Origin of the sequence: Tabrizicola sp. (assembly GCF_041913445.1) — a bacterium.
GTDB lineage: Bacteria > Pseudomonadota > Alphaproteobacteria > Rhodobacterales > Rhodobacteraceae > Tabrizicola.
The window spans coordinates 288,974-308,140 of the sequence record NZ_JAYSFG010000001.1; the positions used below are offsets into that span (position 1 = coordinate 288,974).

The following is a 19,167-nucleotide window of genomic DNA, read 5'->3' on the forward strand; positions in this document are numbered from 1 at the left end:
GTCCGGCGCTACCGGGGTTTGCGGGACGGACTTGAGACATGACGAAGCTTTTGCTGATCATCCTGGACGGGGTGCCCTACCGCAACTGGCGGCGGCTGTTCGGGAACCTGGAAGGCTGGGTCGAACAGGGCGAAGCGCGGGTGCGGCGGATGCGGGCGGTGCTGCCGTCGACCTCGGCCTCCTGCTATGCCTCGATCCATACGGGCGTCCCGCCGCAGCAGCATCACATCTGGGACAATGCCGACATCCGGCGGCTGGAGTTTCCGGACGTGTTCAGCGAGCTGACCAAGGCGGGGAAGACAACGGGCGCGGTCACGCACAGCTACTGGTCGGAGTTCTTCAATCGCGCTCCCTTCGATGTGGTCCGCGACATCGAGTATGATGAACCCGGCGGGCCGATCACGCATGGGCGGTTCCACACGATGCATGGCTATGGCCATGCGAACCAGATGACGCCGTCGGACTATGACCTCTTCGGCACCCTGACCCGGCTTTGCGAGGTGAAGGGGATCGACTACGGCATCTTGCACACCTGCACTCTGGACAGCATGGGGCACCGGTTCTTCCACGATTGCGAGGAGATGGACCACGCCTGCTTCCACATGGACGCGATCCTGGCGCCTTGGATCCACCGCTGGCGGCAGAATGGCTACGAGGTGATCGTGACGGCAGACCACGGCCAGGACGCGCGGGGGCATCATGGCGGGACGGGCGAGGACCAGCGGGACTTTGCGTTTTATTACTTCGGGGACAGTGACTTGCCGCCCGAAGATCAGGTTCTGGATCAACTTGCGCTGGCCCCGTCGATCCTGACGCGGATGGGGGTGCCAGTGCCGGCGACGATGAAGGCCGCGCCGTTCTTCGGCCGGTAGGGTCCCATGTCTTCACGACCCGGTGTGCGGGTCTGGACGGGGGGTGGGGCCTCTGGACATGCGGTGGAATTCGCCGCATAGACGCCCATCAGACCCGACCGATGGCTTTTCGGAGAGCAGCGAGCCGATGACTGCCAAGACCCGCCACCCCCGCCTTCTGTTGCTGGGCCTGATCCTGCCGCTTGCGGCTTGCGCCAGTGGGACCAGCCCGATGCAGTTCTACCCGCTGCAGGGACCGATCGCGGATTCCGACCCGACGCTGGTGATCCAGGCCACGGCGAAGAACACCACGGGGACGTCGGGGGACCTGGCGTTCCGGCTTCCGGAAGCGTGCAGATGCACGGGCACATGGTCCTCGCTGACGCCGCGCACGGTGTCCAGCAAGAAGGGCATGTCGCTGACCTTCAAGAAGACGGGTGGCGAAGTCGGGCACGAGGTCGAGACGGTCGCCGGCGTGAACAACGGCGAGATCTACGCGGTCTGCGCCGACGGGACGCGGGTGCAGGGGACTTTCGTCATCGGGTCGGGCACCGCCAGCGGCTCGGGCCAGGCCTCGGACACCAACGGCAACGTCTACAAGCTGCTGTTTTAAGCCCGAAGCGCGTCGTCAAGCACCGCGCGCACGGTGTCGCCCGGCACGTCGTCGGCGACGAAGGCCTGACCGATCCCGCGGGCGAGGATGAAGCGCAGCTTGCCGTCCACCACCTTCTTGTCCTGACCCATCAGCGCGATCAGCGCCTCGGCCCCCGGCAGGTCGCCCGGGATGTCACGGATGTCGACCTTCATCCCCATCGACTTGAGGTGCGCGCGGACGCGGCTGGGCTCTTCCTGGCTGCAGAGACCGAGGCGGGAGGAGAGTTCAAAAGCCAGGGCGCAGCCGATGGCGACGCCTTCGCCGTGGAGGAGGCGGTCGGAATAGCCGGTGGCCTTTTCCAGCGCATGGCAGAAGGTGTGGCCCAAGTTCAGAAGCGCGCGCTCGCCTTCTTCGGTCTCGTCGCGGCTGACGATCCCGGCCTTCATCTCGACCGAACGGGTCACGGCCCGCAGGCGCGCGGCCTTGTCTCCGGCCCGGAGCGCGGGGCCATCCGTCTCCAACCAATCGAAGAAGGCGGCATCGCCCAGAAGGCCGTATTTCACCACCTCGCCATAGCCCGACAGGAAGTCGCGGTCGGTGAGCGTGTCGAGGACGTCGATGTCGGCGAGCACCAGGCTTGGCTGGTGGAAGGCGCCGACGAGGTTCTTGCCCTGAGCGGTGTTGATCCCAGTCTTGCCCCCGACAGAGCTGTCAACCTGCGCCAGCAGCGAGGTCGGCAGCTGCACGAAGCGGACGCCCCGGCGCAGGATGGCGGCGGAGAAGCCGACGAGATCGCCGATGACACCGCCACCGAGGGCGATGACCACGTCCTTGCGTTCGACCTTCTGTTCCAGGAGCCATTCCGTGCAGCGGGCAAGGTTTTCCCAGTTCTTCGTCCCCTCACCCGGCGGCAGGGCCAGGGCGGTCGAGGCGATGCCTTCGGCTTCCAGCGCCGCTTGCAGGGCCGGCAGATGGAGGGCCGCGACGGTCTCTTCCGTCACGATGGCCAGGCGCTTGCGGCGCAGCATGGGCGCGATCTCGGCCCCTGCGCGGGCCAAAAGGCCCTGGCCGATCCGCACCTGGTAGGAGCGGTCGCCCAGATCGACGTCCACAATGTTCAAGATCAGACCTCCAGCACGTCCGGTCGTGACTTCAGCGCCTCGACCACGCGCGAGGCCATGTCCTCGACGGATCGCTCGGCGGCGCTTTCAACCACGATGTCGGCGTGGGCATAAAGCGGCTGGCGGGCCTCGTAAAGCGCGCGCAGCGTCTCGCGCGGGTTGGCGGTGCGCAGGAGCGGACGCGTGGTCTTGTGGCGAACGCGCTGCCAGAGAAGCTCGAGGTCGGCCTTCAGCCAGACCGAAACCCCGACATCGTGGATCAGCGCGCGATTCGCCTCGGACAGGAAAGCCCCACCCCCGGTGGAGAGGACGCAAGGCGTGCCGCGCAACAGGCGGCCGATCACCTCGGTCTCGCGGGCGCGAAAGAAGGGCTCGCCGTCGCGTTCGAAGATTTCGGCGATGGTCCGGTTGGCGGCGCGAACGATTTCCTCGTCCGAATCCTTGAAGGCGACACCCAGCTGCCGTGCGAGCGCCGTGCCGACAGCGGTCTTGCCGGCCCCCATCATTCCAACCAGGACAACCGTCTTCACCAAACGCATCGACACACCGTTCCCGTAAGCCCGCGGGCAAGGACTTGCCGACGGCAAATGTTTCCCCCTCAATGGCGTGAAGTCTTCCCGAATGCTATATAGATTTGCAATGGCATCTGCCGCGCCGGGGGAATATCCGGACGCGCGCAGCAACAATAGCCGGGGGGATCAAGCCCCTCGGGACACACGAGGAAGGGCTAGGCGATGGGTCGGATCATCAAGGCGTTGGTGGTGCTGGTGATTTTGGGCTTCATCGGCTTGACGGGCTATGCCTATCTGGGCGATCTGACCCCTAGTCAGGGCGAGGTTAAGAAGCCTGTGGTGTTGAATGCGGACTAGTGCGGCGGGGTTTCTTTCGCTTCTGATCTTCAGTGGTCCTGCCATGGCGCAGGATGCGGGCGGCCCCTTGTCGGCCATCGACTGGCTGTCGCAGTCGGTCGCGACGCCCGCCGCTGCGGGGACGGTCGCCCCCACCATCGACGAACCTCCGGTCACCGAAGCGGGCGGCGCGTTGCCGGCCACGGTGACGACATCCTCGCTGGATGGCCCATCGCCTGACGCGGTGGGGCTGATCGCCCCGGCGGTGTCGGGGCTTCCCCGGGACCTTTGGGGCGCAGGCCTGACGCGCGAGATTGCCGAGCGGCTGGTCACGCATCCCGACGACGACCTGCCGGCGCTGCGGCAGCTGTTCCTGACGATCCTGTTGGCCGAGGTCGCGGCTCCGGTCGATGCCGGGGGGCGGGGTGAGCTGTTGCAGACCCGGATCGACAAGCTTCTGGCGCTGGGGGCGCTGGAACAGGCGGCGGCGCTGATCGACGCCGCCGGGGCCACGACGCCCGAACTTTTCCGCCGGTCCTTCGACGTGGCGCTTCTGACCGGGGCCGAGGACCGGGCCTGCCAGTCGATGGCAGACGCGCCGCACCTGGCGCCCACGGTCCCGGCGCGGATCTTCTGCCTGGCCCGGTCAGGCGACTGGGACACTGCGGCGCTGACGATCCGCACCTCGCGCGCGCTGAACCAGATCACCGCCGACCAGGAGGCGCTGCTGTCGCGCTTCCTGGACCCCGACCTCTTCGAAGGCGAGCCGGTGCCCCCTGCCCCGGACCCGGTCACGCCGCTGGACTGGATGATCTATGCCGCCATCGGCGAGCCCCTGCCGACCGAAGGGCTGCCGCTGGCCTTCTCTTACGCCGAGATCGGCCCGCGTTCGGGCTGGAAGGCGCGGATCGAGGCGGCCGAGCGGCTGACCCGCGCGGGGACGATCCCGCCGAACGTGATCCTGGGGCTTTACACCGAACGCGACCCGGCGGCCTCGGGCGGGGTCTGGGACCGGGTGGCGGCCTTCCAGGACTTCGAGGCGGCGATCACCTCGGGCGACGGGGCCCGCGTGGCGGCGACCCTGCCCCCGGTCTGGGCGAAGATGCAGGAGGCCGAGCTGGAGGTGCCCTTCGCCACGCTTTTCGGCAAGGCGCTGCAGGAGGTGCCGCTGACGGGCGAGGCGGCGGCCATTGCCTTCCGCGTGGGACTTCTGTCGCCCCAGGCCGAGGCGGTGGCGAAGGCGCACAAGCCTGTCGGGGCGGAGGATGCCTTCCTCGTCGCGCTGGCGCTTGGGACTGTGGGAAGCGCACTGCCGCCGGACAGCCTGGGCCGGGCGATCTTTACCGCGTTCCGGGCGCCCGTGCCTTCGACCGAGGCGCAGGCGCTTCTGGACGGCAATCGCAAGGGCGAGGCGATCATCACCGCCATCGACAACATCGCGCGGGGCGTGCAGGGCGATTTGCGGGGCGTGACCGAGGGGCTGTCGCTGCTGCGGCTCGTGGGGCTGGAAAGCGTGGCGCGGCGGACGGCGCTGGAGCTGATGATCCTGGAACGGCGGGGCTGACCATGCCGGATGCCGAGGCGGGGCGCTGGATTTCGACCTTCCTCGATGCGCGGGCGGCCGAGCTTGGGGCCGCGCGGAACACGCAGCTGGCCTATGGCCGGGACCTTCTGGATTTCGCCGACTGGCTGGGGCGGCGGGGTCTTGCCTTCGGGACGGCGGGGCGCGAGGCGGTGGAGGACTACCTCGTCCACTGCGACGCGCAGGGCCTGTCCAAGGCGACGCGGGCCCGGCGGCTGTCCTCGATCCGGCAGTTGTACCGCTTTGCCTTCGACGAGGGATGGCGCGAGGACAACCCGGCGCTGCGGCTGACCGGGCCGGGCCGCGCGCAAAGCCTGCCGAAGACCCTGACCGAGGCCGAGGTGACCCGGCTGATGGAAGCCGCGCGCACGCGGGGGCGGAACCCGGTGGACCGGCTGCGGGACACGGCGCTGTTCGAGCTTCTCTACGCCACGGGTCTGCGCGTCAGCGAGTTGGTGGGGCTTCCCGTGGCCGCCGTCCGCGGCGATCCACGGATGATCCTTGTGCGCGGCAAGGGCGACAAGGAGCGGATGGTGCCGCTCTCGGCCCCCGCCCGCGCGGCGCTGGCGGAGTGGCTGGCCCATCGGGATGCCGAGGAGGAGGCGGGGCGGAAGGCGGGGCGGGCGCCGTCACGCTTCCTTTTCCCAGGTGACGGCGCGGCGGGGCACCTGACGCGGCAGTATTTCCACAGCCTGGTCAAGGATGTGGCGGTGCTGGCCGGAATCTCTCCGTCCCGCGTGACGCCGCATGTGCTGCGCCATGCCTTCGCGACGCATCTTCTGGCCAATGGCGCGGACCTGCGGGTGATCCAGACGCTGCTGGGCCATGCCGATGTTGCAACGACCGAGATTTACACGCATGTGCTGGATGACCATCTGAAGGACCTGGTCCTGACCAAGCACCCCCTGGCCCGGAAGGGCTGAGACCTTTATGCCAAGCGACCCGACCACCCTGCCCTCGCGCCCCTCGCTTCTGCACCGGTTCTTCCGCTGGGTCCTGCGGCTGTTCCCGCGCGCGACGCGGGAAAGCGCGATGGAGGCGCTGCGCGAGGACATCGCGGGGGCCATCGCGCTGGGGCATTCCGAAGGCGCGGTGGAGAAGGCGGACCGCGACCGGCTGCTGGGCGCCCTGGACCTGAGCCACCGCACGGTGGACGAGATCATGCGCCACCGCCGCCAGATCGAGATGATCGACGCGGACCTGACCCCGGGCGAGATCATCAGCCGCGTCCTCGCCTCACCCTACACGCGCCTGCCGATCTTCCGCGACAGCGACGACAACATCCTGGGTGTCATCCACGCCAAGGACCTGCTGCGCGAGGTCGACCGGCTGGTCCGGGGGGATGAGGCGCAGGGGATCGAGGCGCTGGACATCGTGAAGGTGGCGATGAAGCCCTACTTCATCCCCGAGACCACGGCGCTGGACGAACAGATGCGCGAGTTCCTGGCTCGTCGCACCCATTTCGCGCTGGTCGTCGACGAATACGGCGCGCTGCAGGGGCTGATCACGCTGGAAGACATCCTGGAGGAAATCGTCGGCGACATCACTGACGAGTTCGACGTGGTGCGGAAGGATTCCGGGCTGACCATGACCGAGGACGGGGCCTGGCTGGTCGACGGGGCGATGACGATCCGCGACCTCAACCGGGCGACCGACTGGCGGCTTCCGGACGAGGAGGCCAACACCATCGCGGGCCTTGTCATCCACGAGGCGCAGATGATCCCGAACGAGGGGCAGGTCTTCAGCTTCCACGGCTTCCGCTTCGAGGTCGTGGGCAAGCGCGAGAACCGGATCACCCGGTTGAAGCTGCGGCGGCTTTAGGCAGGCCGGCGACCCATTGGTCGAGTGCCAGGATGAGCGCCGCCCAGTCAGTGTATTCCTTGTCCTTGCCGGGTTCGACCTGTTTGCCCTTCTGGTCCGCGATCCGGCGCATCGCCCAGGCGCGGAAGAAGTCGTATTCCGAGAACCTGAAGGCCCCGGCCACATGTTCGACCCGACCGGGGGTCCAGCCGGTTTCCGCCTCGAACTCGGCCAGGCAACGGCGCAGGCCCGCCCAGTCGTCGGGGTCATTACCGGCCGCGGACAGCGAAACGGCGAGGAAAAGCGTCGGTATCTGGGCCAGCGCGGCGGCCTCGGTCTGGGCAAAGCGGGCCAAGGCCTTCTGGTAGCCGCCCGCGTGGAGTGACCCGGCAAGGATCGCTCCGTCGAAGCGGGCGAGGTCCAGCCCCTCGGCGTCCTCGACGTTCAGAAGCTCGACGGCGTGGCCGAGGCTTGCCAGCCGGTCGGCGGCAAAGCGGGCAATCTTACGGGTCTGGCCGTCGGTGGTGGCATAGGCGATGAGAAGATACATGGGGCGCCTCCTGTGGGGATGCGCCTGCCCTATCAGGCATCGGGATGGTGCGCCCTGATCTGGCGCAAGCCTCAGGCTGATCGCGCCATCGCCGCGGGACGTTCGCCCTCGGCCCAGGCGGCGACGGCCTGGCCGAAAGCCTGGAAGAGGGGCCGCGACACGGGGTCGTTGCCCGCGTTCCATTCCGGGTGCCACTGGACCGAGAGCGTGAAGCCCGGCGCGTCCTTGACGTAGATCGCCTCGGGCGTGCCGTCCGGCGCATGGCCGTCGATGACGATGCGGCAGCCGGGCCGCGCGATCCCCTGGCCGTGGAGGGTGTTGGTCATCACCTCGCGCGCGCCCATCAGGCGGTGGAACACCCCGCCTTCGCTGAAGGTCACCGTGTGGCGCAGGGCGAAGCATTCCTCCAGCGTGCCGTCGGGGGGCATCCGGTGGTTCATACGTCCCGGCAGTTCGCGGATTTCGGGGTGGAGTGTGCCGCCGAGGGCCACGTTGACCTCCTGGAAGCCGCGGCAGATCCCGAGGAACGGTTGGCCCCGTTCGACGCAGGCGCGGATCAAGGGCAGCGTGATCGCATCGCGGCCCCGGTCGAAGGCGCCGTGGGCGGGCGTCTCCTCCTCGCCATATTCGCTGGGATGGACGTTCGGGCGGCCCCCGGTCAAGAGGAAGCCGTCGCAGAGTTCGAGCAGTTCGTCGACACGCACGTAACGCGGGTCCGAGGGGATGATCAGTGGCAGGGCGTCCGCGACCTCGGCCACGGCGGCTGTGTTCATCGTCCCGCTGGAATGGGCGGGATAGCTGTTGTTCAGCATGTAGCTGTTGCCGATGATGCCCACGACGGGCCGCTTGCGCCTTGTCACCTTCGCATTCCTTGAATGTGTCGTCAGGACCATACGCCCCTGTCCCCCGGTCGAAAAGGGGAAGAAGCCGCCTGCCGCCGCACAGATCGGCTTCGGTCGTGCACAGCGGCGGAACAATCGGCCGGTTGATGCTTTTTGCCTCACGACGAAATGACTTTCCTTCCCACGCGGGAAGGTCGGAAGAAGTGCCGACTGATTTGCAAGGAGACCTCTGATGCTGAAGCACCTGATCCTGGCCGTCACTCTGGCGGCCCCGCTTCCCGCCCTTGCCCAGGACGACGGGCACGAGGGCCACATGATGGGCGACAAGAGCCCGGCCTCGATGGCCTTCATGGAAGCCAATGACCGGATGCACCAGGCGATGATGATGGAATACACCGGCAATGCCGACGTGGATTTCGTCAAGGGCATGATCGCGCACCACAAGGGGGCGGTCGAGATGGCGCAGATCGTGCTGGAGCATGGCACGGACCCGGAGGTCAAGAAGCTGGCCGAGGAGATCATCAAGGCCCAGGAAGGCGAAATCAAGTGGATGGAGGAGTGGCTCGCCAAGAACGGTGGCTGATCCGCTTGGCTTTGCGGCGCTGATATGGTCCCCTCCGGCCAAACGGAGGGGGCGATGCATATCCTGATCCTCGGCGCGGCGGGCATGCTGGGCCGGAAGTTGACGGCGGCGATCCTGGGTGGTGCGCTGCCGCATGACGGGCTGACGCTGGCCGACGTGGTGGCTCCCCCTGCGGTGACCGGCGCGCGGTCGGTGGCGGTGGACCTGACCGATCCGGGCGCGCCTGCCCGCCTGCTTGCCGACCGGCCGGGGCTGATCTTCCACCTGGCCGCCGTGGTGTCGGGCGAGGCGGAGGCGGACCTGGCCAAGGGCTATGCGGTGAACCTCGACGCCTCGCGGGCGCTGTTCGACGCCATCGCAGCGGTGCCGGGCTATGCCCCGCGGGTCGTCTTCGCCTCGTCGCTCGCGGTCTTCGGCGCGCCCTTCCCGAAGGTGATCCCGGATGAGTTCCACCTGACCCCGCGGACAAGCTATGGCACGCAGAAGGCGATGGCCGAGCTTCTGTTGTCGGACTATTCGCGCCGGGGGCTTCTGGACGGTGTGGCGCTGCGCCTGCCGACGATCTGCATAAGGCCCGGCGCGCCGAACCGGGCGGCTTCGGGGTTCTATTCCTCGATCCTGCGCGAGCCGTTGAACGGGCTGCCCGCGATCCTGCCGGTGCGCGACAGCTTGCGCCACTGGTTCGCGAGCCCCCGCGCGGCGACCGGGTTCTTCCTGCGGGCAGCGGCGATGGACACTAGCGCGCTGCAGGCAAGCCGGGCGCTGACCATGCCAGGCCTGTCCGCCAGCGTGGCCGAGATGATCGAGGCGCTGCGCCGCGTGGCGGGGCAAAAGGCGGTAGACCTGATCACCCATGCGCCCGACCCGGTGATCCAGGCCATCGTCGAACCCTGGGCCGAGGCCTTCGAGGCACGGACGGCACGGGACCTGGGCTTCACCGCCGAGACCAGCTTCGACGAGATCATCCGCATCTACCTTGAGGATGACCGCCCCGGAGGTCCGCTCTGACCGCCATTCCCGCCCCGACCGCGCGGCCCCTGGTGGGAATCGCGCTGATGCTGACCGCGATGGCGATCCTGCCGGTGATCGATGTCTTCGCCAAGAAGCTGGGCCAGGCCGGGATGCCGATCCTGATCGTCGTCTGGGCGCGGGCGCTGTTCGGCGGGCTGATGACCCTGCCCTTCGCGCTGCAGGCCGAGGGCGCTGGCGCTTTCCGTCCCGCGCAGCCCTTGCGGCAACTGGCGCGCGCGGCGCTTCTGTTCGGCGCGACCTTCCTGTTCTTCCAGTCGCTGAAATACCTGCCCATCGCCGATGCGCTGGCGATCTTCTTCGTGAACCCCCTGGTGGTGGTGATCCTGTCGGCGCTGCTGCTGCGCGAGCGCGTCGGTCCCCGTCGCTGGGCGGCTGTTGCAGTGGGCTTTCTTGGCACGCTGATCATCATCCGGCCCGGCATCGTCGCGGTGAACCCCGGCACGGTCTATGCACTCGGGGCCGGGGTGGCGCTGGGGTCCTATTTCGTGATGACCCGGGCCATGGCGGGGGTCGCCAATGCGATGGTGCTGAACTTCCAGACCTCGGCCATCGGGGCGGCGCTGATGTCGCTGGCGCTGCCCTTCCTGTGGGTCACGCCAGACGCCGTGCAATGGGGGATGCTGGCGGCACTTGGGGTGATTGCCACGCTGGGCCATGTGCTGATCACCAAGGCCTACGAACATGCCGAAGCCTCGCTTCTTGCGCCGTTGGCCTTCACCGAGATCATCATGGCGACGGTCCTGGGCTATGCCTTCTTCGGCGACCTGCCCGACCGCTGGACCGTGTTGGGCGTGGCGATCCTGGTCGCGTCGGCGGTCTACATCTCGGTCCGCGAGCGGCAGGCGAAGGCGTAAGGCGCGCTAGAGCGCACCTTTCGCCACCACCTGCGCCGCCGCCGCCAGCGCGCCGTCCCCGTGCGGGATGTCCAGCGCGGTCATCCCCGCCTCCATCACCGCCAGCGCCCCAAGCGTCATGTGGGCGTTCACGTGCCCCATATGCGCCACGCGCAGGAAGCCGTGGTATGCCGGGTCGGTCGAGGGCGCCATGCCGAGGCCGATGCCCAGCGTGACGCCCGCCTTCGTCTCGCACCATTCCCGCAGCCGCGTGGCGTGAGGCGCACCGAAACGGGCGGCCGTCACCGACCAGCCGCGATGGGCGGGGTCGGCCACGTTCATCCCGATGGCGGGGTTGCCCGCGGACCAGCGGTCGAAGGCCGCCCATACTGCGCTTGCCAGCGTATGGTGGCGCTTCCAGACGTTCGGCAGCCCCTCCTCGCGCAGCATGTCCAGGGCCTCGCGCAGGCCGTAGAGATGCGAGGTTGGCGCTGTCCCGTCCCAGATCTGCCAGAACTCCTCGGGCTCAGCGCGCGGTCCCCAGGCCCAGTAGGGTGTCGCAAGGTCCGACTTGCCGCAGCGCAGGCGGGCGGCTTCGGAAAACCAGACGAAGGCCATGCCCGGGGGCGTCATGAGACCCTTCTGGCAGGCCGCGACCATGACGTCGACGCCCCAGTCGTCCATGCGGAATTCGTCACAACCAAGGGAGGCAATGCAATCCACCGCCAGAAGCGCCGGGTGCCCTGCCGCGTCGATGGCCGCGCGGAGCGCCGGGATGTCGGTCTTGATCGTGCTTGCCGTATCCACATGCGTCGTCAGCACGGCCTTGATCTGGTGCGCGCGGTCCGCGCGAAGCGCCGCCTCGACGCGGGCCATGTCCACGGGCGTGGACTTGCCGAAATCCAGGACCTCGACCTCGACCCCCATGGCGCGGGCCGAGTTGGCCCAGCTGATCCCGAACTGCCCCACGGCCAGCACCAGCGCCTTGTCGCCCCTGGAGAAAAGGTTCGCGTTCGCCGCCTCCCATCCCGCATGGCCGTTGCCGATGTAGATCGCAACATGGCCCGTCGTCCCCGCCACCTGGCGCAGGTCCGGGAAAAGGCTGGCGACCATCTCGATCAGCGGGCCTTCGTAGATGTTGGGCGAGCCCTGGTGCATCGCGCGCAGCACCCGGTCGGGGATGACCGAAGGGCCGGGAATGGCCAGATAGGGGCGGCCGTTGGCAAGGCTCATGCGTCTCTCCTCCACTTGCCCGTCATGGCTAGGCCCGGGCGCGGGCAGCGTCAACCGGCCCGTCTTCAACTGCCTGCAATTCGGAACAACTGCGTGAGCGATCTTCCGTCCGTCCGGGCCTGACCCTAAGGTAGCGCTCATGAGCACGAACGACCGCACCCTCTGGACCCTCACCGGCAAGGACGCCCTGACCTTCCTGCAGGGCCTTGTCTCGAACGACCTGCGCCCGCTGGAGGCCGCACCGGGGATCGTCTGGACCGCGCTCCTGACACCGCAGGGCAAGTACCTTGCGGATTTCTTCGTGGTGCATCTGCCGGACGGGCAGCGGCTGATCGACATCGCGACGCCGCTTGCCGCAGACACCCTGCGCCGGTTGACGCTTTACCGGCTGCGCGCGGACGTGCAGATCCAGCCTGCGCCACTGGGCGTCGTCCGCGGGCTTGGTGACCCGCCGCCAGAGGCGCTGGCCGATCCACGCCACCCGGCGCTCGGCTGGCGGCTCTACCACGCCGATCCGGGCCCCGAGGCCCCCATCGACTGGAACGCGATCCGGGTCACCCATGTGATCCCGGAAAGCGGCGTCGAACTGGTGCCTGACGACAGCTACATCCTGGAAGCCGGGTTCGAACGGCTGCACGGAGTGGACTTCCGCAAGGGCTGCTACGTCGGCCAGGAGGTCACGGCGCGAATGAAGCACAAGACGGAACTGCGCAAGGGCCTGGTCCGGGTCCGGGTGGAGGGGGACGCCCCACCGGGGACCGAAATCCTGGCCGGAGGCAAGCCCGCGGGAACGCTGTTCACCCGGTCTGGCGACCGGGCCATCGCCCATCTGAGGTTCGACCGCGCGGACCAGCCGCTTGAGGCAGCGGGCGCGAAGGTCTGGCTGGACACGGCCGAGCCCGTCTAGGCGGGAACCGCGCGGACCGGCAAGAAAATGTAAACCAAAGGTTGAAAGACTGGCGGCCTCCCCCATATCTCGGTTCTGGAGTCGAAGCGGGACGACTAAATGCAGTGCTGGCCGGAATGGGCTATGCATCCAGCGCATAACAGTCATTCCAAAACCGGTCAGCCCGAATCGTCGCCGAGCCGCTACAACCCACGAACGCCGCGAAAGACAAGAGCAAGAAAAAAGGAAAACACGATGCGTGACACCATCGACAGCACCGCCTTCAACTTCGAGCAGGGCCAACGTGCACGCAAGCTTTTTGCCGCTGTCGTTCTGGCGGCTTTGGACGACGCCATTGCCGACGACAAGAAGTACGGCAACGGTCCGGACCAGATCGCCCGCTGGGCGCGTTCGCGCGACGGCCGTGAAGTGCTGTCCTGCGCCGGGATCGACCCGAACGAACGCGTCGTGAAGGGCCTGATGGACTTCGTCTCGAAGGGCATCCGCACTTCGGTCGCGCTGAGCCGCGAAGAGTCCGAGCGTCGCCATGCGCTGGAGCTGGAGCAGGCCGAAGCCGCCTGAGCCAAGGCACTGAGATCATAAGCAATGCGCGCGCCACCGGCGCGCGTTTTCATTTTCACGGGTGTCGGTCAGTCCAGGTCGCGGGCAATCAGGGCGCGGTTGATCTCGGCGCGGACCAGCTTGCGGACATTGCGGGTGATCCGCTCGCCCAGGTCGCCCTGCAGCTCTTCCCGGATCATCTGGCGGACGATTTCCTGCAAGGCGGCCTCGTCGAGAACGGCCAGGGGCGTCCCGTCGGCGTCGATCATCTCGGCCGGCAGCCGCGACTCGGCACGATCATGCGGTGGGAGGGCTGCGCTGTGCGCGTGATCCTCGGCGACTGCCGCCGGGGCTGCGACCTGGGCCACCTCGGCTTCGTCAGCCTGCCGTTCATCCGGCCTGCCATCGTCGAGGATGGCTTCCCCAGGCGTGGCTGTGTCCTCGCCCCAGGGCGCGTCCAGGTCATCGGACGGCGCCGTCAGCACGGGATCCGCGTCCTCGCTGATCGCCAGGACCTCGGCCTCTTCCGCGGCAAGGGCGACTTCGCCAAGGGCGGCGACGTCAGGTTCGACCCAGATCTCGTCTTCCCATTCCGCCTCGATCAGCTCGACCGCGTCGTCGGCTTCAGCCTCGACGGTCTCGGAGACTGCCGGTTCCGGGTCCGCGGGCAAAGCCTCTGCCACCGTGTCGGCCAGCACCAGGGGTGCAAGCGGGCTGAGTTCAGAGACCACGCGCAGCGAGGGCGTCAGAAGCAGCCGGTCCGATCCGAGGTCACGGCTGACGCGCCGCGGCGACAGCTCGTTCGACACAAGCCGCCGCACCGAGGAAACGACATCCTCGATCTCCTCCGAACTCAAGGGTCCCGCCATCAGGGAGCGCCCCTCATGCTTGCACTTCCGTGAATGTCAACTTAGCGCGCCAAGCGCAGGAAAGGCAACAGAAATCACGGATTGCCAGCCGGCCGTCGGGTCAGTCGCCGATCTTTTCCAGGATCCGATCCAGCTTCTTGCCCTGCGCCGAATGCGACGGGGCCTTCTCGACCGCGCCGTAATAGGCTTCGGGATCGTAGGTCGGGATCCCAAGCTGCAGGTGGTCGACCGTCAGAAGGCCCATTGTCGCAAGGACCTGGTAGACGGCGACATAGCGCTGCGCCTCGGCCTCAAGGCGGGCGTTGCGGGCGTCCAGAAGCTCTTGCTCGGCGTCCAGCACGTCGAGCGTCGTGCGGGTGCCGGCCGCCGCTTCCTCACGCACACCGTCGAAAGCCGCCTGTGCAGCGCGGATCTGCAGGTCGGAGGCTTCGATCGAGGCCGCAGCCACCGCAAGGTTCGCCCAGGCGACGCCCACGTTCTGCACGACGCCCACCGCAGTCTGCTGGAGCCCGGCGCGTGCCGCGTCCTTGCCCGCCAGCGCCCGACGCTGCAGCGAGGAGAGACGGCCACCCGCGTAAAGCGTCTGGTTCATGGTGATGCCAAGGGACTGCGACTGCAGGTCCTCGTCATCGGTGCGCAGCGTCGCGCCAAGGCCGATGGTCGGCGCGCGGCTTGCCACGGCCAGGTCGACCTGCAGGTCGGCCACCGTCACCTGGTGCTGCGCCTGCCGGATCGAGGGATGGGTGCCCCGCGCCACCGCCTGCGCTTCCTCCATCGTGCGCGGCAGGGCCGGCGCCTTCGGCAGGGGTGCAAGGTTGCCCGGATAGGCCCCGGTCGAGGCCTTGTAGGCCTCGCGCGCGATCATCAGCTGGCCCTCGGCCGCGGCAAGTGCCGCACGCGAGGCCGCAAGCCGCGCCTCGGCGATGGAAACGTCGGTGCGGGTGATCTCGCCCACGTCGAAACGGTCCTGCGCGGCGCGAAGTTCCTGGGTGATGAGCCGCAGGTTCGACTGCCGCAGCGCCACGACCTCTTGCGCAAGGCGGACGTCGACATAGGCCTGCACGGCCAGCAAAAGCACGCTCTGTTCGACGTCGATCAGCGCCTGGCGGGTGGCCAGCACACTTTCGCGGGCGATCTCGATCCCGATCTGGCGGCGTCCCGCGTCCCAGATGGTCAGCTCGGCGCTGAGCGTGAGCGAGGCCGACAGCCCCTCGGCCACCGCCGGAACGCCACCGATCAGGACATCGGCCCGCTGCCAGGCGCCCTGGAGCGTATAGGCCACGACCGGGCGCAGGGCTGACACGGCCTCGGCCACGTCCTCGTCGGCCGCGCGCAGCACGGCGCGGTTCTGGTCAAGGAGGTTCGAGTTCTTGTAGGCGGCGATCAGGGCGTCTGCCAGCGTCTCTGCCCGGGAACCCTGCGGCGACCCAAACCCGACCAGAACCACCACCAACGACAGAAGCCATCCACGCATCTTGTCCTGCCTCAAACGGGCCCGCTTGGCGGGCGATCTATCGTGGTCCGCAGGGCCGACCGCCCGGTCGGACAGGGCCGCAAGCGGCCTAAAGGGCAAAGCCCCGCGGCTTGGCAAAGCCCGGCAGCACGGGGGCTGCGGCATTGAAGACCGGGCGCCAGGTGATCTGGCCGGCGGCCTTGTAGCCGATGCGCGCCGTCCCGACCGAGTTTTCCATGAAGATCGCGCCGATCCGACCGCCGTCCTTGAGCTGCGCCAGAAGCGCCGCCGGCACGTCCTCGACCCCGCCCTCGATGGTGATCACGTCATAGGGCGCGCATTTCGCCGACCCCTCCGCCAGCGGCCCTGCGACGGTGACGGCGTTGTCGACACCCTCTTCCGACAGGAGCCGCTGCGCGTCAGCGGCAAGCGTCTCGTCCTCTTCCAGGGCGACCACGGTTTCGGCGAGGCGGGCGATCACGGCAGCGGAATAGCCAAGGCCGCAGCCCACATCCAGCACCAGTTCCTGCGGCTGGATGTCCAGCGCATCCAGAAGCTTGGCCAAAGTCCGCGCCTCAAGCACGACGCGACCCGGGGCCAGGGTCAGGTTCTCGCCGACATAGGCCGCCTCGCGCTTGTCGTCGGGCACGTAGGTTTCGCGCGGGACCGACAGCATGGCATCGATGATCGGAAACTTGGTCACGTCCGAGGGGCGGACCTGCGTATCCACCATCATCACGCGGCGGGTGGCGAATTCGCTCATTCTGAACTCATCGGTCTGGTTGGCGTCTGAGGCCAGTCTTGCCACAGAAGCAAGGGTGCCGCAACCAGCCTTTGGTTGGATTTCATGCATTTGGCCGTGCCGGATAGCGCGGGTCAGGCGTCCTGTGCTGGCCCCGCGCGCCAGCCGAGTGCCCGCTCGCCCAGCTGGCGGAACTTGTCGGACACCTGCGTCAACCGGCCCCGCCATTCCGGCTGAGGCTCCTGATCTTCGGTCAGGCGAAGATGCAGCTGCATCATGCAGGCCAGCGCGAAGGGATCGTAAAGCGCGGCCTTGACCACCCAGCCGATCAGCAGGGCGGCAAGCGGCCCGCACCAGGGAAGCGCAGGAAAGACCGCAAGAAGCCCCGTGACCGGCGACAGGACCGCCAGGGCGACAAGGCAGGCAAGGGCCCAGCCGGTCAGCGACAGCCAGAGCGCATTGGTCATCATGGGCCGCGCGTTCTGGGTGTAGAAGACCAGCCCGTCATGCGCCGCCTCCCAGGCGTTCTCGAACCGGACGCGCATGGCATGGCCGAGAACCACCGCTTCGATCAGCCCGCGCGAAAGCCCGAGCCCCGCGCCCGTTGCCCGCACCAGTCGGTCCAGCGCCGACAAGGGCAGGATGTCCACCAGAAGGCCGTCCACCATACCGGTCGACGTGCGGACAACACCGCGGACCAGCCTGTGCAGGGCAAGAAGCCCGCGCTGATCGCTGAAGCGGTCGGCCACGAAGCTTCGCGCGGCGGTCAGCTGGCCCGTGCCCATCGACGGCGGCCGACCGTCCAGGGTCTCGACCATGACCGCCAGCTGGGGAACCGTGACCCGGTAGAGGAGCCGCCCACGCAGAAGGGCGATCAGCGCAACGGCCAGGACGAGGCCAGCCGCCCCGCCCCAAAGCGTGCCATCCTGCGTTGCCCCGGCAAGACCGGCCAGCGTCCGTCCCGCCAGCGCGCCCGCAACGGCCCCTGCAAACAGCGCAGCCGCCATCGCCAGATGGGCCGCAGCGCGAACCAGAACGAAAGGCCAGGTCCGGATCAGCAGACCCAGGCCGCGAAAAACACTGAACTCCCACATGACCACCACCCTGCAAGCCGGACAAGACTGCGCCCGGACGGCGCTCGACACAAGCCGTCATGGCAGAAACAATCCGCGTTCGTTCTGGCACTTAGCAAAGTCTTCAGGAATCGAGTCGATGCTGTCCTCGTAGAACAAAGGAGGACCAAATGGCTGCTTCCCGCCTCACGCTCGCCGACGAGCTTGCCGATATCCGGGCCGAGATTGCCCGCCTGCAGCAGCGCGAAAGCCGTCTGCAGGCGCTGGCCGAAGACCTGCCGCCGATCCCGGTGTTCCGCCGCGGCTGGCCGATGGTGCGCAAGACCGCCTCTTCCACCGTCTCGGCCTGAGGGTCAGGCCTCGATCAGGGCCCTGACGCGGGCCACGCCACTCGCGACCAGGCCCGCGTCCCCCCGCGCCTCGACGTTCAGCCGCAGAAGCGGTTCGGTGTTCGAAGCGCGCAGGTTCATCCGCCAATCCCCGAAGTCGAGGCTCAGGCCATCGGTGCGGTCCGTTGACCGCGCCTCTGGCTCCAGCGCGGCCTTGACGCGGGCGACGACGGCGGGAAGGTCCGCGACGCGGAAGTTGATCTCGCCCGAGGACGGGAAGTCGCGGCGCAGGAGCCCGACCATCTCGGTCAGGCTGCGGCCCGACTGGCTGACGAGGCGCGCCACCATCAGCCAGGGGATCATGCCGGAGTCGCAGGACATGAAGCCGCGAAAATAGTGGTGCGCGCTCATCTCGCCGCCATAGACGGCGTTTTCGCGGCGCATCGCCGCCTTGAGGAAGACATGGCCCGTGGGGGCCAGCACCGACCGTCCCCCGCCCTTCTGGACCGCATCCTGCACTGCCCAGATCACGCGCGGGTCGTGGATGATCGTGGCGCCGGCCTCTTGCGCAAGGTGGGCGGCGGCGAGAAGGGCCACCACATGCTCGCCGTCGACGAAGCCGCCCGCAGCATCGAACAGGAAGCAGCGGTCGAAATCGCCGTCAAAGGCCACGCCGAAATCGGCACCCGCCGCTTTGGCCGCCTCGGCCGTCACAGGGCGGTTTTCGGGCAGAAGCGGGTTCGGGATGCCGTTCGGAAAGCTGCCATCCGGGTCGTGGTGCATCCGGACCAGGTCCAGCCGGGCCCCGCGCTTTGCCAGCCCCTCGGCCAGCGCGTCAAGCGTTGGTCCCGCGGCCCCGTTCCCGGCGTTGACCACCAGCCGAAGCGGACCGATCCCCTGCCCCACCAGTCCCGCCACATGCGCCACGTAGTCGGCCCGCACGCCCGACCGGTCCTCTCGCGCGCCGCCGGGGGCGGTGGCAAAGTCGTCATGGCCTTCGGTCAGGGCACGGATCCGGGCGAAGTCCGCGTCAGGCAGCGGCACCGCGCCGCGACCCACCAGCTTCATCCCGTTGTATTCGCGCGGATTGTGCGAGGCGGTGACGCAGATCCCGCCCCCTGCCCCCAAATGCGCGGTGGCGAAGTACATCTCCTCGGTCCCCGCCAGCCCAAGGTCCAGCACCCGCACGCCCTGCGCCATCAGCCCGGCGGCCACGGCGTCGGCCAAGGCAGGCGAGCTTTCCCGGCAGTCCCGCGCCAGCACCACGGCCTCGGCCCCGGTGACGGTGGCAAAGGCCCGGGCGATCCGGTGGGCGATGGCTTCGGTCAGGTCCGTCCCGAGACGGCCGCGGATGTCATAGGTCTTGAACGCACTCATGGCGCGA

At 68.2% G+C, this 19,167-nt stretch carries 21 protein-coding genes and 1 pseudogene; 12 read left to right on the plus strand and 10 right to left on the minus strand.

All coding sequences use genetic code 11. The features are described 5' to 3' along the window. Nucleotides 1-38: 38 nt before the first annotated feature. Together ACE3Q6_RS01495 and ACE3Q6_RS01500 are read left to right on the plus strand one after the other, a co-directional pair. Complete coding sequence (locus tag ACE3Q6_RS01495) at nucleotides 39-872, plus strand: alkaline phosphatase family protein (protein WP_374427096.1); 834 nt, start codon at nucleotides 39-41, stop codon at nucleotides 870-872. Nucleotides 873-999: 127 nt separating this feature from the next. Then, a complete protein-coding gene (locus ACE3Q6_RS01500) occupies nucleotides 1,000-1,464 on the plus strand; it encodes a hypothetical protein (RefSeq protein ID WP_374427099.1) in 465 nt (154 codons plus the stop codon). Here ACE3Q6_RS01500 and aroB read toward each other — a convergent pair. Both aroB and ACE3Q6_RS01510 read right to left on the minus strand, forming a co-directional pair. Next, nucleotides 1,461-2,573, minus strand: coding sequence for a 3-dehydroquinate synthase (aroB, locus tag ACE3Q6_RS01505; protein ID WP_374427615.1), 1,113 nt, complete (start codon nucleotides 2,571-2,573; stop codon nucleotides 1,461-1,463). The two genes, ACE3Q6_RS01500 and aroB, sit on opposite strands and share 4 nt — an antisense overlap. Next, nucleotides 2,570-3,112 carry a shikimate kinase gene (locus ACE3Q6_RS01510; protein ID WP_374427102.1) on the minus strand — a complete coding sequence of 181 codons (543 nt, stop codon included), beginning with the start codon at nucleotides 3,110-3,112 and terminating at the stop codon, nucleotides 2,570-2,572. Before ACE3Q6_RS01510 ends, aroB begins: the two co-directional genes overlap by 4 nt. Before the next feature lie 189 nt (nucleotides 3,113-3,301). On the opposite strand from ACE3Q6_RS01510, the gene ACE3Q6_RS01515 reads away from it, so the two are divergent. The 4 genes and pseudogenes from ACE3Q6_RS01515 to ACE3Q6_RS01530 all read left to right on the plus strand — a co-directional run. Continuing rightward, nucleotides 3,302-3,436 (plus strand): hypothetical protein, encoded by a 135-nt coding sequence (locus ACE3Q6_RS01515; protein ID WP_374427105.1) that lies wholly within the window; start codon nucleotides 3,302-3,304, stop codon nucleotides 3,434-3,436. Further along, complete coding sequence (locus ACE3Q6_RS01520) at nucleotides 3,426-4,979, plus strand: hypothetical protein (protein WP_374427108.1); 1,554 nt, start codon at nucleotides 3,426-3,428, stop codon at nucleotides 4,977-4,979. Before ACE3Q6_RS01515 ends, ACE3Q6_RS01520 begins: the two co-directional genes overlap by 11 nt. 2 nt (nucleotides 4,980-4,981) lie before the next feature. After that, the gene (locus ACE3Q6_RS01525) at nucleotides 4,982-5,920 is read left to right on the plus strand and encodes a site-specific tyrosine recombinase XerD (RefSeq protein ID WP_374427110.1); all 939 of its coding nucleotides are present in this window, start codon (nucleotides 4,982-4,984) and stop codon (nucleotides 5,918-5,920) included. A 109-nt stretch (nucleotides 5,921-6,029) separates the two neighbouring features. Continuing rightward, a pseudogene (locus ACE3Q6_RS01530) lies at nucleotides 6,030-6,818 on the plus strand (transporter associated domain-containing protein); the annotation flags it as partial. Here ACE3Q6_RS01530 and ACE3Q6_RS01535 read toward each other — a convergent pair. Both ACE3Q6_RS01535 and ACE3Q6_RS01540 read right to left on the minus strand, forming a co-directional pair. Continuing rightward, entirely contained in the window at nucleotides 6,790-7,347 is a 558-nt protein-coding gene (locus ACE3Q6_RS01535) for a flavodoxin domain-containing protein (protein WP_374427113.1), read from the minus strand. The pseudogene ACE3Q6_RS01530 and the gene ACE3Q6_RS01535 sit on opposite strands and share 29 nt — an antisense overlap. A 71-nt stretch (nucleotides 7,348-7,418) precedes the next feature. Next, nucleotides 7,419-8,207, minus strand: coding sequence for a gamma-glutamyl-gamma-aminobutyrate hydrolase family protein (locus tag ACE3Q6_RS01540; RefSeq protein WP_374427116.1), 789 nt, complete (start codon nucleotides 8,205-8,207; stop codon nucleotides 7,419-7,421). 214 nt (nucleotides 8,208-8,421) lie between these two features. On the opposite strand from ACE3Q6_RS01540, the gene ACE3Q6_RS01545 reads away from it, so the two are divergent. From ACE3Q6_RS01545 to ACE3Q6_RS01555, 3 genes are read left to right on the plus strand one after another with little or no spacing between them, the layout of a single operon-like run. After that, entirely contained in the window at nucleotides 8,422-8,772 is a 351-nt protein-coding gene (locus tag ACE3Q6_RS01545; RefSeq protein ID WP_374427119.1) for a DUF305 domain-containing protein, read from the plus strand. A 54-nt stretch (nucleotides 8,773-8,826) separates the two neighbouring features. Then, nucleotides 8,827-9,780: a D-erythronate dehydrogenase gene (denD, locus tag ACE3Q6_RS01550; RefSeq protein WP_374427122.1), complete on the plus strand. Its 954-nt coding sequence runs from the start codon at nucleotides 8,827-8,829 to the stop codon at nucleotides 9,778-9,780. A 32-nt stretch (nucleotides 9,781-9,812) separates the two neighbouring features. Beyond that, nucleotides 9,813-10,658, plus strand: coding sequence for a DMT family transporter (locus tag ACE3Q6_RS01555; RefSeq protein ID WP_374427125.1), 846 nt, complete (start codon nucleotides 9,813-9,815; stop codon nucleotides 10,656-10,658). Between the two features lie 6 nt (nucleotides 10,659-10,664). Here the strand turns inward: ACE3Q6_RS01555 and ACE3Q6_RS01560 are convergent, their stop codons facing one another. Next, nucleotides 10,665-11,870: an alanine--glyoxylate aminotransferase family protein gene (locus ACE3Q6_RS01560; RefSeq protein ID WP_374427127.1), complete on the minus strand. Its 1,206-nt coding sequence runs from the start codon at nucleotides 11,868-11,870 to the stop codon at nucleotides 10,665-10,667. A 139-nt stretch (nucleotides 11,871-12,009) separates the two neighbouring features. On the opposite strand from ACE3Q6_RS01560, the gene ACE3Q6_RS01565 reads away from it, so the two are divergent. Next, complete coding sequence (locus ACE3Q6_RS01565; RefSeq protein ID WP_374427130.1) at nucleotides 12,010-12,777, plus strand: folate-binding protein YgfZ; 768 nt, start codon at nucleotides 12,010-12,012, stop codon at nucleotides 12,775-12,777. 234 nt (nucleotides 12,778-13,011) lie between these two features. Further along, entirely contained in the window at nucleotides 13,012-13,338 is a 327-nt protein-coding gene (locus ACE3Q6_RS01570; RefSeq protein ID WP_374427133.1) for a DUF6280 family protein, read from the plus strand. Between the two features lie 68 nt (nucleotides 13,339-13,406). Here ACE3Q6_RS01570 and ACE3Q6_RS01575 read toward each other — a convergent pair whose 3' ends face one another. The 4 genes from ACE3Q6_RS01575 to ACE3Q6_RS01590 form a co-directional block, all read right to left on the minus strand. Then, entirely contained in the window at nucleotides 13,407-14,186 is a 780-nt protein-coding gene (locus ACE3Q6_RS01575) for a hypothetical protein (protein WP_374427136.1), read from the minus strand. A gap of 100 nt (nucleotides 14,187-14,286) precedes the next feature. Further along, the gene (locus tag ACE3Q6_RS01580; RefSeq protein ID WP_374427139.1) at nucleotides 14,287-15,660 is read right to left on the minus strand and encodes a TolC family outer membrane protein; all 1,374 of its coding nucleotides are present in this window, start codon (nucleotides 15,658-15,660) and stop codon (nucleotides 14,287-14,289) included. 88 nt (nucleotides 15,661-15,748) lie between these two features. Then, nucleotides 15,749-16,402 carry a protein-L-isoaspartate O-methyltransferase gene (locus ACE3Q6_RS01585; RefSeq protein WP_374427142.1) on the minus strand — a complete coding sequence of 218 codons (654 nt, stop codon included), beginning with the start codon at nucleotides 16,400-16,402 and terminating at the stop codon, nucleotides 15,749-15,751. Between the two features lie 113 nt (nucleotides 16,403-16,515). Beyond that, complete coding sequence (locus ACE3Q6_RS01590) at nucleotides 16,516-17,475, minus strand: hypothetical protein (protein WP_374427144.1); 960 nt, start codon at nucleotides 17,473-17,475, stop codon at nucleotides 16,516-16,518. Between the two features lie 149 nt (nucleotides 17,476-17,624). On the opposite strand from ACE3Q6_RS01590, the gene ACE3Q6_RS01595 reads away from it, so the two are divergent. Then, on the plus strand, nucleotides 17,625-17,804 hold the full coding sequence (locus tag ACE3Q6_RS01595; RefSeq protein WP_374427147.1) for a hypothetical protein: 180 nt from the start codon (nucleotides 17,625-17,627) through the stop codon (nucleotides 17,802-17,804). A gap of 3 nt (nucleotides 17,805-17,807) precedes the next feature. On the opposite strand, the gene ACE3Q6_RS01600 is transcribed toward ACE3Q6_RS01595, so the two are convergent. Further along, nucleotides 17,808-19,160 carry a phosphomannomutase gene (locus tag ACE3Q6_RS01600; protein WP_374427150.1) on the minus strand — a complete coding sequence of 451 codons (1,353 nt, stop codon included), beginning with the start codon at nucleotides 19,158-19,160 and terminating at the stop codon, nucleotides 17,808-17,810. Nucleotides 19,161-19,167: the final 7 nt, after the last annotated feature.

Bases quoted from the DNA above. Each gene is read 5' to 3' on its own strand.
- ACE3Q6_RS01495 (WP_374427096.1), top strand. From the start codon at position 39: ATGACGAAGCTTTTGCTGATCATCCTGGACGGGGTGCCCTACCGCAAC.
- ACE3Q6_RS01500 (WP_374427099.1), top strand. From the start codon at position 1,000: ATGACTGCCAAGACCCGCCACCCCCGCCTTCTGTTGCTGGGCCTGATC.
- ACE3Q6_RS01515 (WP_374427105.1), top strand. From the start codon at position 3,302: ATGGGTCGGATCATCAAGGCGTTGGTGGTGCTGGTGATTTTGGGCTTC.
- ACE3Q6_RS01520 (WP_374427108.1), top strand. From the start codon at position 3,426: ATGCGGACTAGTGCGGCGGGGTTTCTTTCGCTTCTGATCTTCAGTGGT.
- ACE3Q6_RS01525 (WP_374427110.1), top strand. From the start codon at position 4,982: ATGCCGGATGCCGAGGCGGGGCGCTGGATTTCGACCTTCCTCGATGCG.
- ACE3Q6_RS01535 (WP_374427113.1), bottom strand. From the start codon at position 7,347: ATGTATCTTCTCATCGCCTATGCCACCACCGACGGCCAGACCCGTAAG.
- ACE3Q6_RS01545 (WP_374427119.1), top strand. From the start codon at position 8,422: ATGCTGAAGCACCTGATCCTGGCCGTCACTCTGGCGGCCCCGCTTCCC.
- denD (WP_374427122.1), top strand. From the start codon at position 8,827: ATGCATATCCTGATCCTCGGCGCGGCGGGCATGCTGGGCCGGAAGTTG.
- ACE3Q6_RS01560 (WP_374427127.1), bottom strand. From the start codon at position 11,870: ATGAGCCTTGCCAACGGCCGCCCCTATCTGGCCATTCCCGGCCCTTCG.
- ACE3Q6_RS01565 (WP_374427130.1), top strand. From the start codon at position 12,010: ATGAGCACGAACGACCGCACCCTCTGGACCCTCACCGGCAAGGACGCC.
- ACE3Q6_RS01570 (WP_374427133.1), top strand. From the start codon at position 13,012: ATGCGTGACACCATCGACAGCACCGCCTTCAACTTCGAGCAGGGCCAA.
- ACE3Q6_RS01575 (WP_374427136.1), bottom strand. From the start codon at position 14,186: ATGGCGGGACCCTTGAGTTCGGAGGAGATCGAGGATGTCGTTTCCTCG.
- ACE3Q6_RS01580 (WP_374427139.1), bottom strand. From the start codon at position 15,660: ATGCGTGGATGGCTTCTGTCGTTGGTGGTGGTTCTGGTCGGGTTTGGG.
- ACE3Q6_RS01585 (WP_374427142.1), bottom strand. From the start codon at position 16,402: ATGAGCGAATTCGCCACCCGCCGCGTGATGATGGTGGATACGCAGGTC.
- ACE3Q6_RS01590 (WP_374427144.1), bottom strand. From the start codon at position 17,475: ATGTGGGAGTTCAGTGTTTTTCGCGGCCTGGGTCTGCTGATCCGGACC.
- ACE3Q6_RS01595 (WP_374427147.1), top strand. From the start codon at position 17,625: ATGGCTGCTTCCCGCCTCACGCTCGCCGACGAGCTTGCCGATATCCGG.
- ACE3Q6_RS01600 (WP_374427150.1), bottom strand. From the start codon at position 19,160: ATGAGTGCGTTCAAGACCTATGACATCCGCGGCCGTCTCGGGACGGAC.